10 protein-coding genes are annotated in these 12691 nt (G+C 64.9%); 6 read left to right on the top strand and 4 right to left on the bottom strand.

The features are described from left to right. Positions 1-8: 8 nt before the first annotated feature. From FJW03_RS25435 to FJW03_RS25415, 5 genes are read left to right on the top strand one after another with little or no spacing between them, the layout of a single operon-like run. Positions 9-3038 (top strand): molybdopterin-dependent oxidoreductase, encoded by a 3030-nt coding sequence (locus FJW03_RS25435; RefSeq protein WP_140765387.1) that lies wholly within the window; start codon positions 9-11, stop codon positions 3036-3038. Further along, entirely contained in the window at positions 3035-4576 is a 1542-nt protein-coding gene (locus FJW03_RS25430; protein ID WP_140765291.1) for a 6-hydroxynicotinate reductase, read from the top strand. Before FJW03_RS25435 ends, FJW03_RS25430 begins: the two co-directional genes overlap by 4 nt. Further along, on the top strand, positions 4576-5460 hold the full coding sequence (locus tag FJW03_RS25425) for a UPF0280 family protein (protein WP_140765389.1): 885 nt from the start codon (positions 4576-4578) through the stop codon (positions 5458-5460). Before FJW03_RS25430 ends, FJW03_RS25425 begins: the two co-directional genes overlap by 1 nt. Then, the gene (locus FJW03_RS25420) at positions 5453-6037 is read left to right on the top strand and encodes an amino acid synthesis family protein (RefSeq protein ID WP_140609894.1); all 585 of its coding nucleotides are present in this window, start codon (positions 5453-5455) and stop codon (positions 6035-6037) included. Before FJW03_RS25425 ends, FJW03_RS25420 begins: the two co-directional genes overlap by 8 nt. Beyond that, positions 6034-6495, top strand: a complete 462-nt coding sequence (locus tag FJW03_RS25415) for a MarR family winged helix-turn-helix transcriptional regulator (protein ID WP_140765293.1) — start codon at positions 6034-6036, stop codon at positions 6493-6495. Before FJW03_RS25420 ends, FJW03_RS25415 begins: the two co-directional genes overlap by 4 nt. Positions 6496-6756: 261 nt before the next feature. Here the strand turns inward: FJW03_RS25415 and FJW03_RS25410 are convergent, their stop codons facing one another. Genes FJW03_RS25410 through FJW03_RS25400 form a run of 3 tightly spaced genes read right to left on the bottom strand, consistent with a single transcriptional unit; the run spans position 6757 to position 10639 of the window. After that, positions 6757-7725 (bottom strand): substrate-binding domain-containing protein, encoded by a 969-nt coding sequence (locus FJW03_RS25410; protein WP_140765295.1) that lies wholly within the window; start codon positions 7723-7725, stop codon positions 6757-6759. Further along, positions 7722-9056: an ABC transporter permease gene (locus tag FJW03_RS25405; protein WP_140765297.1), complete on the bottom strand. Its 1335-nt coding sequence runs from the start codon at positions 9054-9056 to the stop codon at positions 7722-7724. The genes FJW03_RS25410 and FJW03_RS25405 overlap by 4 nt, the downstream gene beginning before the upstream one ends. After that, positions 9053-10639 (bottom strand): sugar ABC transporter ATP-binding protein, encoded by a 1587-nt coding sequence (locus FJW03_RS25400; RefSeq protein WP_140765299.1) that lies wholly within the window; start codon positions 10637-10639, stop codon positions 9053-9055. Before FJW03_RS25400 ends, FJW03_RS25405 begins: the two co-directional genes overlap by 4 nt. A 219-nt stretch (positions 10640-10858) precedes the next feature. On the opposite strand from FJW03_RS25400, the gene FJW03_RS25395 reads away from it, so the two are divergent. Continuing rightward, on the top strand, positions 10859-11878 hold the full coding sequence (locus tag FJW03_RS25395) for a LacI family DNA-binding transcriptional regulator (RefSeq protein WP_140609916.1): 1020 nt from the start codon (positions 10859-10861) through the stop codon (positions 11876-11878). 15 nt (positions 11879-11893) lie between these two features. Here the strand turns inward: FJW03_RS25395 and FJW03_RS25390 are convergent, their stop codons facing one another. Beyond that, positions 11894-12661, bottom strand: a complete 768-nt coding sequence (locus FJW03_RS25390; RefSeq protein WP_413466443.1) for an inositol monophosphatase family protein — start codon at positions 12659-12661, stop codon at positions 11894-11896. Positions 12662-12691: the final 30 nt, after the last annotated feature.

Below are 12691 nucleotides of genomic sequence, written 5' to 3'. Positions count from 1 at the left end.
AGCCTGACATGAGCCCGGTGCTGCCTGACGTCAGCGAAACCCGGACCGATCCGGGCGGAGTTCCACCGGGCCTTGGCCTTGAGCGCGCCGACATTGCTTTCAAGGTCAATGGCGCCGCCGTCTCGGTCAATGTGCCGCCGCTGCGCCGGCTGTCGCAGGTCTTGCGCGACGAATTGCGGCTTACCGGCACAAAGGTCGGCTGCGACGCAGGCGATTGCGGCGCCTGCACGGTGCTGGTCGACGGCGATCCGGTCTGCGCCTGCCTGATGCCGGCGGCCTCGGCCGCTGGCGCATCGGTGACGACGGTCGAAGGACTGGCCAATGGCCGGCTGTCGGCGCTGCAATCATCTTTCCTCGCGCATGGCGCGGCGCAGTGCGGCATCTGCACGCCGGCGCTGCTGGTCGCGGCGACGGCGCTGCTGGAGAAAAAACCCAGCCCGACCGAGACCGAAGTTCAGGATGCGCTGGGCGGCGTTTTGTGCCGCTGCACCGGCTACCGGAAGATCATCGCGGCGGTGATGGAGGCGGGGCGGTCCGAACCGTCGACCGACAGCGCTGCCCCTCATCCGCCTGCCGGCGTTCGTCATTCGGAAAGCCAAGCAATTGGCTTTCGTCCGCTGCGCGGACCACTCCTCACCTCCCCGTTAGGTGACGGGGAGAAGGGATTAGCCGCATCGCTGGCGCCCCCCTCTCCCCGTTCTTCACGGGGAGAGGGTAACGGTGAGGGGCAGCGCCAACACTCACGATTGGATCGTGAGCTTGACCGCAGAATGCCAATCTCGGGCAAGGCCGTCGGCTCCTCCCCGATCCGGCTCGACGGTGTGCCGAAAGTCACTGGAGACGAAAAATTCGGCGGCGATTCCTTTCCCGTCGACGCCCTTGCCGTGCTGGTGGTCCGTTCGCCGCATTATCATGCCAGCTTCGTCTTCGGTGACCTTGACGATTGGGCGAAGAGACATCCTGGTGTCGCCGGCGTCTTCACCGCAGCCGACATTCCGGGCAAAAACTGTTTCGGCGTCATTGGTCCCTTCGCCGACCAGCCGGCACTCGCCGACGGCTTTGCCCGGCTGCGCGGCGAGGCGGTGGCTCTGGTCGCGGGCGAGCGCGAGGCGATCCTCGATCTCGACCTGTCGGATTTCCCCATCCGTTGGACCGAGCTGCCGCATGTGCTGCATATCGGCGAAGCGCAGGCCGAAGGCGCGGCGCGGATCCATGACAACCGCCCGGCCAACCTGTTGACCAAGGGCTTCGTCGAACGCGGCGATCCCGAAGCCGCAGTCGCCAATGCAGCCGTCACCGTGTCGGGCGCGATCGACACCTCCTATGTCGAGCACGCCTATATCGAGCCGGAGGCCGGCCATGCCTATATGGACGGCGACACGCTGGTCGTCGTCGCCTGCACCCAGGCGCCCTACATGGACCGCGACGATACGGCGAAAGTGCTCGGCCTTGCCGTCGACAAGGTCCGCATCGTGCCGACCGCGACCGGTGGTGGCTTCGGCTCGAAACTCGACGTCTCGCTGCAGCCGCTGATCGGCCTGGTGGCGCTGAAGACGGGCCGGCCGGCAGCCCTTGCCTACACCCGCAACGAATCGATGATGTCGACCACCAAGCGCCATCCGGCCGAGATGAAAGCGACCATCGGTACCGACGCCGATGGTCATGTCACCGGCATGGTCTTTGCCGGCGATTTCAACACCGGCCCTTATGCAAGCTGGGGGCCGACGGTGGCCAACCGCGTGCCTGTGCATGCATCCGGCCCCTATACGACGCCCAACTACCGCGCCGAGGGCCGTGCCATCCACACCCATGGCCCGATCTCCGGCGCCTTCCGTGGCTTCGGCGTGCCGCAGGCGACCATCATGCAGGAGACGCTCTATGACGCGCTGGCCGGCGAGCTCGGCATGGACCGGCTCGATTTTCGCCTGAAGAACTGCCTTCGGAACGGCTCCGAAACGGTTACCGGACAGAGGCTGGAGTTGGGCGTCGGCATTGCCGAATGCCTTGAGGCCTTGCGGCCGCATTGGGGACGCGCGACGGCGGACTCAGACGCTTTCAACAGGACCCACACGGACATTAAGCGCGGCGTTGGCTTGGCGTCCTGCTGGTATGGCTGCGGCAATACCTCGCTGCCCAATCCGTCGACCATCCGGGTCGGCATCGCGGCTTCGGGCGATGTGATCCTGCACCAGGGCGCCGTCGATATCGGCCAGGGCTCAAACACCGTGATCACGCAGATCTGCGCCGACGCGCTTGGCCTGCCGCTGGAAAATTTCCGGCTGAAGAGCGCCGATACGGCGATCAGCCCCGATGCCGGCAAGACTTCGGCCTCGCGCCAGACTTTTGTGACCGGCAAGGCGGCCGAAAAGGCCGGCCGCGCCTTGCGCGAAACCATTTTGCGCTACGCCAATGTCTCCGAAAACGCTTCGCTCCAGTTGGATGGTTCCGCCATCCTCATTCTCGAGGGTGACGCCGCCCGCCGTATCGACCTCGCCTCTCTCGACGTCGATGCCGACGGCTTCGTCTTCCGCGCCGAGGAAACTTACGATCCGCCGACGCTGCCGCTGGATGCCAAAGGCCAGGGCAAGCCCTACGCCGTCTACGGCTATGGCGCGCAGATCGCAGAGCTCGAGGTGGACCTGAAGCTCGGCACAGTGAAGCTGATCAAGATCACCGCCGCGCACGATGTCGGCAAGGCGATCAACCCGCTGCTGGTCGAAGGCCAGATCGAGGGCGGCATCGCGCAAGGCATCGGCATGGCGCTGATGGAGGAATACATTCCCGGCCGCACCGAGAACCTGCACGATTATCTCATCCCGACGATCGGCGACGTGCCGCCGATCGAGACCATCCTCGTCGAGGTCCCCGATCCCGAAGGGCCGTTTGGCGCCAAGGGGCTGGGCGAACATGTGCTGATCCCGACGGCGCCGGCGATCCTCAACGCCATCCGCCACGCCACCGGCGTTTTGGTTACAAAAATTCCGGCGACGCCGACGCGTATCCGCGCCGCCCTTCGCGAAAAGGAGGCACGCCCATGAGCGAGCTTGCCGAGCGCTTCGAAACCCATGAACCCGGCGAGAAGCTGGTGGCGGAGAAGATCCGCTGTGATGCCTGCCCGGTCATGTGCTACATCGCGGAGGGCCGCACCGGCGCTTGCGATCGCTACGGCAATGTCGGCGGCCGGATCGTGCGCATGGACCCGCTGACCATTCTCGACCATTCGGCGGAGACCGGCGGCGCCATGGTTCCGTTCGTCGCCGAGGGCGAAACATGGAACGGCGAGTTGCTCAACACCGGCCGCCGCTTCGTCACCGCGATCGGCGCCGGCACCACCTATCCCGACTACAAGCCGGCCCCCTTCATCGTCAGCCAGGAGGTCGATGGCGTCGACCTTGTCACCGTCGTCACCGAAGGCATTTTTTCGTACTGCGGCGTCAAGGTGAAGATCGACACCGACCGGCATATCGGGCCGGAAACCGCGACTGTTCGGGCCGAAGGCGAAGCGATCGGCCATGTCACCACGGGCGAATACGGCTCGCAGATGCTGTCGCTGGGCGGCGTGCATCATTTGACCGGCGGCTCCAAAGCGGAAGGCCGCGCTACGTGTGACGCGCTGCTTAACCTTTGCAACCGCAAACCGTTGGAACTCACCATCGACGGCGGCGCCACCATCATCGTCGAAGCCGGCAGACCACCTGTCATCGACGGCAAGCAGGAACACCGCATGCGCGTCGGCTGCGGCTCGGCCACCATCGGCATGTTCGCCACGCAGTGGCGCGGGCTGGTCGACGAGGTTGTGGTGGTCGACGATCACATCACCGGCGTCGTTTCCGAGCATCAGGCCGGCAAAGTGCTGGGCTGGCAGGATACCGGGATAAAGATCATCGGTCGCCGTTCGACGCCCGGCCGCTACTTCAAGGTCTCCGAGCCCGGCCTCGGCTGGGGCGGCACCAGCATTTCCGACCCGCTGTCGATCCTCGGCGCGTGGAACGCCGGGAAGGGCGCCCGGCCCGGCCTGTCGCTGCTGATGGTTTCGACCACCGGCGAGCAGTTCGCCTATTACGAACTCGACGACGATCTGAAGCCGGTCGAAAAGCCCTTTCCGGAGCGACTGCGGAAGTCGGTCGAACTGATCGAGGACAATTGCGAACCGGCGCTGTGCACCGTGCTGTTCATTGGCGGCGCCGGCGGTTCGCTGCGCGCCGGCGTCACCGAAAACCCGGTCAATCTCACCCGCTCGGTGCAAGGCCTGAAGACCTATGTGACGGTCGGCGGCGCGCCGGTCTATGTGTGGCCAGGCGGCGGCATCACGCTGATGGTCGATGTCACCAGAGTGCCCGAAGGTGCCTTCGGCTATGTGCCGACACCGGCGCTGGTGGCGCCGATCGAGTTCACCTTGCGCCGTGACGATTATATCAGGCTCGGCGGCTACGAGGCCGAAATCCGCAGCGTCGGGGATATCGTCGCCAGGGGCGGCGAATATCTCAATCCTCGCCAAGGCGCGGGCGCGCCCGCCGGCAATCCATGGCCGCCGCTGGCGCAATTGCGGCGCGCCGCGTCGAACGGGACCGGATGATGGACGGCCCGCAAGCGCATTGGCTGCAGGACGGCAAGCGGCTGCATCTCCACCACGGGCCGATCGACCTGATCGTCGAGGCGTTTGGTGAGGCGCAGGAATGCCGCCTGGCCTATGAGCAGGCCGTCGCGCGCTTCCAGACGATCCTGATCGAGCTGGTCAGAGAGCTTCCCGAATTGCGGCTCCCGTCGTTCTTCCTGCGGCCGCGCGCCTTTGACGGTCCGACGGCGCGCCGCATGGAAGCGGCCGTGATACCCTTGGCGGAGTGCTTCATAACACCGATGGCGGCCGTTGCAGGATCGGTGGCCGACGAAATGCTCGCCGCACTGCTTGCCGGCCGCAGGCTCGATCGCGCCTATGTCAACAATGGCGGGGACAGCGCTCTCCACATCGGCAAGGGCCGGTCTATAGGTTTGGCCGTCGCCGGTACCGGCAATGGCATGGCCGACCGGATCACCATTCGCGCGGAAGATGGCGTTCACGGCGTCGCCACCAGCGGCTGGCGCGGTCGTTCCTTCTCGCTTGGCATTGCCGACGCCGTCACAGTGCTCGCGCGGACCGGCGCCGAGGCCGATGCGGCGGCGACGCTCATTGCCAACGCGGTGGACCTGCCGGGCAACCCTGCCATCAGCCGCGTGCCCGCACGTGAACTGTCGCCCGACAGCGATCTTGGCGCGCGGCTGGTGACGCAAGGCGTCGGCGCGCTTGCACCTGGCGAGGTGGCGCGGGCGCTGGACAATGGTCTTGCCGTCGCCGAAGATTTTCGCCGGCGCGGCCTGATTGCCGGATCGGCGCTTTTTCTTGGCGGCGAAGCCCGTATCGGTGGCTCCGTCTCGCTCGCCGCACCCAACAAGGATGAACGGAAGGAAGTTGCCCATGCCTGAGTTTCCAGTCCGCAAGATCGCGGTGCTGAGCGAGGAGATCTTTCATGATGGCGGGCCGGTGGCCGAAGTGCCGCGCCGGCGTGCCGCGGCAATGGCCGTGGTCAAGAACCCGTTCGCCGGGCGTTATGTCGAGGATTTGCAGAGCGCCATGGACGATCTGAAGCCGCTTGGGCTGCTGCTCGCAGATCGGCTGATCGCAGCCCTCGGCGGCGACGTGAAACAGATCGACGGCTACGGCAAGGGGGCGATTGTCGGCACCGCGGGCGAACTGGAGCACGGCGCGCTCTGGCATGTGCCGGGCGGCTACGCCATGCGCGAGCGGCTCGGCGACGCCAAGGCGATCGTGCCGTCGGCGAAGAAGGTCGGCGCCTTCGGGTCAAGGCTCGACGTGCCGCTCGGCCATATCAACGCCGCCTATGTGCGCAGCCATTTCGACGCCATGGAAGTGGGCATCAGCGACGGGCCGCGCCCCGACGAAATCCTGTTCTGCCTCGCCATGACCTGCGGTCCGCGCGTCCACAATCGTATGGGGGGCCTGGCGGCCGAAGACATCAAGGCCTGGGACGGGCTGCGGTGAGCGGCGAGGACAATCTGCTCAAGCTGGTCGAGGTCGAAGAGGCCGACGATCACGATTACCGCCTGCAGGAGCAGGTCGGCTTCATCCTGCGCAAGGCGCATCAGCGGCACGTCTCGATTTTCGCCGCGCATATCGCAGACCTGACGCCGCCGCAATTCGCGGCACTGGCCAAGTTGCGCGATGTCGGCGAGACCTCGCAGAACCAGCTCGGCACACTGATCGCCATGGATGCGGCGACGGTGAAGGGTGTCATCGACCGGCTGAAGGCACGCGGCTTGGTCGAACTCTCCAAGCATGACGTCGACAAAAGGCGGCTACTGGTCAACCTGACCGCCGAAGGGCGCGACGCGATCGATCGCCTGATCCCGCTGGCCCGCGAGATCACCAGGGAAACGCTGGCGCCGCTCTCGGCCAAGGAGATCGCCACCTTCATGAAGCTGCTGGCGAAACTGGCATGAGAGCAGACTTACAGACTGCAGAGGTTGGTTGGACGAGGCAGTTGGCGCATCCGCGTCATGCTGTCGGCGTCCGTGCACCCATGCAATCGGTCTATTCTGTTACCTATATTTCCGGTCGGACACCGGACACTTCTCCCCGTATGGTGACGGGGAGTTGAGAAAGTGTCCGCGCAGCGGACGAAAAGCCAATTGCTTGGCTTTTCGAACGATAAACGCCCGGCGGGAGGATGAGGGCAGCGCCAACCCATCCCACAAGCGACCTCACAGGCCGTTGTCCTTCAGCACCTTGGCGGCGTTTTCCTTGGTGATCTTCTCGGTGGGCAGCGTGATGGTCTTTTCGACCTTCTCGCCTTTGAGGAACTTGATCGCCTGGCGCAGGCCTTCGGCGCCGGGAGTCACATAGGTGAAGGTCGCGGTCAGCTCGCCCTTGTTGACCAGCTGCACGCCTTCATTGGGCAGACCGTCAATGCCGATGAACTTGATGTCCTTCTCGCGGCCGGCATCCTTGGCGGCGAGATAGGCGCCGTAGGCCATCGGATCGTTGTGACCGTAGACGAGGTCGATCTTCTCGTTGTTGCGTAGCGCGGTCGCCATGATGTTGTAGGCCTGGTCCTGCTTCCAGTCGCCCGACTGCTGGTCGAGCAGATACTTGATGCCCGGCTCCTTGTCGGTGAATTCGTGGAAGCCGTCATGGCGGTCATGCGCCGGCTGGGTGCCCATGCCGCCCCAGATCTCGACGACATTGCCTGCAGCCTTGCCCTTGCCGCCGAGCAGTTCGACGGCATATTCGCCAGCCGCGCGGCCGATCAGCTTGTTGTCGCCGCCGACGAACTGCGTGTAGTCCTTGGTGTCGACATTGCGGTCGAGCACGAAGACCGGGATCTTGGCGTCGATGGCCTGCTGCACGACGCCCGTCAAGCCGGCGGATTCCTTCGGCGACACCAGCAGCGCGTCGACTTCCTGGCGGATCAGATTCTCGACATCGGCGACCTGCTTCTCGGTCTTGTCCTCGCCATCGGTGACGATCAGCTCGACGTCCGGGTGCTTGGCGGCTTCGGCCAGGATGTCCTTGTTGAACTGGGCGCGCCAGGGCTCGATGGTCGTCACCTGCGAGAAGCCGATCTTCCACTTCTTGTCCTGGGCGAAGGCATGGCCGGTGGAGAGCAGCGCGGTGGTGGTCAGCAGTGCCGCGCCGAGGACGGCAAGCTTCAGCATGTCACGTCGTTTCATTTCTTGTTTCCTCCGAGATTGAGAGACGGGGTCTCTTGCGACGGCCGCTTGACCGCGGCCGTTTCCGTATGCGCCGCTTGCCCGCCCCAGACAGACGCAGGTACCAGGCGCAGATAGGCCAGGAGATCACCGGCATTGCGCTCCTGCACGAGCACGGTGCCGATGATGATCATTCCCTTCAGCACCAGCTGAAGGTTCGAGTTGATATTGTGGAGCTGCAGGATATTGGAGAGCAGCCCAAAGATCAGCACACCGCAGAAGGTGCCGGTCAGGCTGCCGCGCCCGCCCATCAGGCTGGTGCCGCCGATGACCACGGCGGCGATGGCATCGAGCTCCAGCCCGGCGCCGGCATCCGGCTTGCCCTGCCGGTACTGCGCCACATAGAGCACGGCGGCGATGCCGGCGAGCAGGCCGGAGACGGCATAGGTTGCGATCTTGACGCGCCCGGCGGCAATGCCTGACAGCCGGGCCGCCTCCTCATTGCCGCCGATAGCATAGACATAGCGGCCGAACGGGGTGAAGCGCAGCACCGCGCCATAGATCAGGATGGCGCCGAGGAAGAACAGGCCAGGCATCGGGATCACGCCGAACACCAGCGAGCGCAGCATTTCGAAGTCTGCGGTCGCATTCGAGCCGGTATAGACGGGCAGTACGGCATTGTTCTGGCCGGCGGTGAGCCGGGCGATGCCGAGTGCGGTCACCATCATCGCCAGGGTGACGATGAACGGCTGCAGGCGCCCGCCAACGATGATGAAGCCGTTGACGGCGCCAAACAGCAGGCCGACGCAGGGCGCCACCAGCAGCACGCCGAGCACGCCGAATTTGGGTTCGATCTGCGGCAGCAGATACCATAGGGACAGGCAGCACAGGACCACGCCGACGATGGCCGGCGTAATCAGCCCCCGAGCGCTGTCCAGCCTGACATCGCGCGCGGCGGCATCCGGACCGGCGCGGGATTTCTCCAGGTTGAGGAAGATGAAGCGGGTGATGGCGAAGCCAAGGCAAAGCGCCACCAGGGCAACGGTCGGCACGCCCAGCACGGCACCCGGCGTCACGCCCGGAACGGTCAGCAGCATGGCGCAGACCACCGAGCAGATGGCCATCAGCGAACCAACGGAAAGATCGATGCCGCCGGTGATGATCACCGCCGTCATGCCGGTGGCGATCAGCCCGGTGGTCGACACCTGGCGCAGGACGTCGAGCAGGTTGCCGTAGGACAGGAAGATGTTGTTGCCCTTGGAACTCACCGGCGAGCCCAGCACGCCGATCAGGAAGATGGCGATCAGGCCCCAGTAGAGCTTGGTCCGGGACAGGAGCTTCAGGGCAGTCATGCGGCTGGTCTCGAAATGGTACGGCGCGGCGCAGCGAGACGCATGATGGCCTCCTCGCTTGCCGCCTCGCGGGAAAGAATGCCGGTCTGGCGGCCGTCGGCCATCACCAGGATACGATCCGAGAGATGCAGCAGTTCCGGCAGCTCGGAGCTGATGACGGCGATGGCCAGGCCTTCGCGAGCCAGCCTGAAGATCAGGTCGTAGATTTCGCGCTTGGCGCCGACATCGATGCCGCGCGTCGGTTCGTCCAGCAAAAGCACGCGTGGCCTGGTCGCCAGCCACTTGCCGATGACGACCTTCTGCTGGTTGCCGCCCGACAGCGTGCCGGCCGGCTGGTCGATGTCCTGGCAGCGTATGCCGAGCGCCTTGACCGCCTGCCGCGCCAGCCGCTGTTCGCCGGCCAGCGAGCGGGTGCCGAAGCGCGCCAGCGATCCGACCAGCGGCAGCGCCACATTGTCAGTGATCGAGGCCTGCAGGTGCAGGCCTTGCGTCTTGCGATCCTCGGTCACCAGCGCGATGCCCAGCCGCCTTGCGTCGCGCGGCGAGCGGATGTTCACGGGAGCGCCGTCGAGCCGGATTTCGCCGCCGGTCCGGCCATCCCCGGAACCAAAAATCGCCTCCATGATCTCGGTGCGGCCGGAGCCCAGCAGACCGCCAATGCCGAGGACTTCGCCTGCGGCAAGATCGAAGCTGACGCCGTCGATCACCTGCCGCCAGCCCTGGCGGTCGGGCTTCGACAGCGACAGATCGCTGACCGAAAGCACAGTCCCGCCGCCGATATCCCGCTCGCCTTGGGAGGATGCGAGCAGGTCCCTGCCGACCATCGCCGAAATGATGGCATTCTCGTCAAGCTCGGCCATCAGCCTGGTCAGTACATGGCGCCCGTCGCGGAAGACGGTGACCCGGCTGGCCAGATGCATGACCTCGTCGATACGGTGCGAGATGTAGACGATGGCGACGCCGCTGTCGGCAAGCTGGCGGATGATGCGGAACAGCCGCTGGCATTCGGCCGGCGACAGCGCGGAGGTCGGCTCGTCCATGATCAGGATGCGCGCCGACATCGACAGCGCCTTGGCGATCTCGACCAGCTGCTGTTCCCCGACGCGCAAGGCGCCGACGCGGGCTTCGGGATCGAGTTCGATGCCGAGCCGCTGCAACAGGGCGCCGGCGGCACGGCTGCTCGCCTTGCGGTCGACGATCAGCCCGGCGATCAGCTTCTCGCGGCCGAGAAAGATGTTGTCGGCGACGCTGAGTTCCGGCACCAGGTTGAGCTCCTGGTGGATGATGGCGATGCCGGCATCCTCGGCGTCGCGCACGCCGGCGAAGCTGACCGGCCGGCCATCGACGCTGACCGTGCCTTCATAGCCGATATAAACGCCGGAGAGGATTTTCATCAGCGTCGACTTGCCGGCGCCGTTTTCGCCCATCAAGGCATGGACCTCGCCGCCGCGCAGGTCGAAGCGGACGTCGCTAAGCGCTGCAATACCGCCGAAGCTCTTGGAAATATGCTCCGCGCTCAGAACCGTATCTGGCTGGTCCGCTGGCGCGTTATGCCCCGGGGAAAGGGAACTGCTGTGCTCCATGACAATGGCGGCCTCCCTTCCGTCTTCGTCAAATTCGACCCGAACGCTAATCTAAACGTTTCGATCATGTCAAGCCGCTATCTGACAAAGCAGGATTGACTCTTTTCAATTCTTGCGAAAAACCTTGATACTCCGTAGGTATAGCGAACAGGCACGGGCGAAACGTTTCGAAAAATGGCATCAAAGCGGACGCGGCAGCGGAAATCCACGGCACCGACGATGCTGCATGTGGCGGAAGCCGCGCGTGTCTCGGTCGCCACCGTTTCGGCACTGATCAACGGCACGGCGACCGTCAGCCCGGAGCTCAGCCAGCGCATCGAACAGGCGATCCGCGATATCGGCTACAAGCGCAATGCGATCGCCCGCAGCCTCAAGATGGGCACGACGCGCACTATCGGGCTGACCGTGCCGCACATCACCAACCCGTTCTTCACCGATGTCGTCTCGGTCATCCAGCAGGCCTTCGACCGCGCCGGCTATGCGGTCATGCTGTGCTGCACCGACGAGGATTTGAACACCCAGGACGACCAGATCAGACTGTTGCTCGACCGCATGGTCGACGGGCTGATCGTGGCGCGTGTCGGCGACGGCGCGATCCTCAAGGGGATCGTCGACGACGCCAAGGTGCCGGTGGTGCTTCTGGACCGCATCTGCGAGGGCGTCGACACCGATACGGTAGTGCTCGACAACCAGCGTGCCGTGTTCGATGCCATCACCTATCTGATCAATCTCGGTCACCGGCGCATCGGCTACATCACCGGCACCTCGGACATTTCGCCCATGCATGACCGCATGACGGGATACCGTGAGGCGCTCCAAGCCGCCGGACTGCCTGTGGCCGAAGAGCTGGTCCGCTCCGGCAATTTCCACGAGATCGACGGCTATAACGCGACCATGCAGCTGCTTTCGCTGCACGACCGGCCAAGCGCGATCTTCTCGGCCAACAACCCGATGGTGATCGGTACCATGAAGGCGATCCGCGACATCGGCCTCTCCTGCCCCGAGGACATTTCGGTTGCCTGCTTCGATGATTTTCCCTGGTCCGACGTGTTCCAGCCGCAGCTGACCACGGTGGCGCAACCCGTGCAGGCGATCGGCGAACAGGCGGCCAATCTGCTGCTCGACCGTCTCGCCGGCAACCGTGACGCGCCACCGCGCAAACTGGTGCTCAAGGGCCGGTTGATGATCCGCAATTCGTGCCGGCCGCTGGGGGCGGTTGTGCAGAGCGTGAGTGCCTGAACGGCCGATGGCAAATCAGGGCCAGGTATCGGAACAAAGCGCCTGCAACTTCGAAAAGACGTCCTTGCCGCCCGTGATGATCTTTGTTCCGCTCCGCAGCACCGTCTTCGGATCCGCCTTCAGAGCCGTGCCGCCGGCCTCCTCGATCAACAGCATGCCGGCCAGACAGTCCCAGGCATTCATGTGTTCTTCCACATAGCCAAGCAGCCGGCCCGACGCCACATAAGCAAGCATCAGGGCGCCGGACGCATTGCGGAAGAAGACGCCGCCTTCGGCGAGGATCTTCTTGATCAGCACGGCGATGTTCTCGGCCTCGGCCCGATTCGAGAATCCGGTCCCCACCGACCCCTCTTCGAGGCTAGTGGCCGCACTGGCCTTGATCGGCCTGCCGTTGACGAAGGCGCCGCCGCCGAGGCTTCCGTGAAACGTCTCGCCGGTCGAAGGCTCGTGGATGACGCCGGCAACCGTCTCTCCGTCCCGGGCGCAGGCGATCACCACGCACCAGGCCGGAATGCCGCGCACGAAATTGGCGGTACCGTCGATGGGGTCGATCACCCAGACGTAGCCTGTCGCGCCGGCGACCGGGGCATGCTCCTCGCCGACGATGCCGTCTTGCGGATAGTCGGCGGCAATGGCGGCGCGGATGAATAGCTCGACCTCGCGGTCGGCTTGCGAGACCAGGTCCTGATGGCCCTTGCTCTCGATGGTCAGGCTTTCCAGATCGCGGAAGTATTTCAGTCCGAGTTCGCCCGCACGACGCGCCAACTCGATGGCGAATTGCATTCGCGCGTCATGGTCATTTTTCACGGAGCG

This window comes from Mesorhizobium sp. B4-1-4 (assembly GCF_006439395.2).
Lineage (GTDB): Bacteria > Pseudomonadota > Alphaproteobacteria > Rhizobiales > Rhizobiaceae > Mesorhizobium.
The sequence above is the reverse complement of the archived record's forward strand: the minus strand, read 5'-3'. Positions and strand labels throughout refer to the sequence as shown.

Excerpts from the sequence above, each read along its gene's own strand:
- FJW03_RS25430 (WP_140765291.1), top strand. The coding sequence starts at position 3,035 with ATGAGCGAGCTTGCCGAGCGCTTCGAAACCCATGAACCCGGCGAGAAG.
- FJW03_RS25420 (WP_140609894.1), top strand. The coding sequence starts at position 5,453 with ATGCCTGAGTTTCCAGTCCGCAAGATCGCGGTGCTGAGCGAGGAGATC.
- FJW03_RS25395 (WP_140609916.1), top strand. The coding sequence starts at position 10,859 with ATGCTGCATGTGGCGGAAGCCGCGCGTGTCTCGGTCGCCACCGTTTCG.
- FJW03_RS25405 (WP_140765297.1), bottom strand. The coding sequence starts at position 9,056 with ATGACTGCCCTGAAGCTCCTGTCCCGGACCAAGCTCTACTGGGGCCTG.
- FJW03_RS25435 (WP_140765387.1), top strand. The coding sequence starts at position 9 with ATGAGCCCGGTGCTGCCTGACGTCAGCGAAACCCGGACCGATCCGGGC.
- FJW03_RS25400 (WP_140765299.1), bottom strand. The coding sequence starts at position 10,639 with ATGGAGCACAGCAGTTCCCTTTCCCCGGGGCATAACGCGCCAGCGGAC.
- FJW03_RS25390 (WP_413466443.1), bottom strand. The coding sequence starts at position 12,661 with ATGCAATTCGCCATCGAGTTGGCGCGTCGTGCGGGCGAACTCGGACTG.
- FJW03_RS25410 (WP_140765295.1), bottom strand. The coding sequence starts at position 7,725 with ATGAAACGACGTGACATGCTGAAGCTTGCCGTCCTCGGCGCGGCACTG.
- FJW03_RS25425 (WP_140765389.1), top strand. The coding sequence starts at position 4,576 with ATGGACGGCCCGCAAGCGCATTGGCTGCAGGACGGCAAGCGGCTGCAT.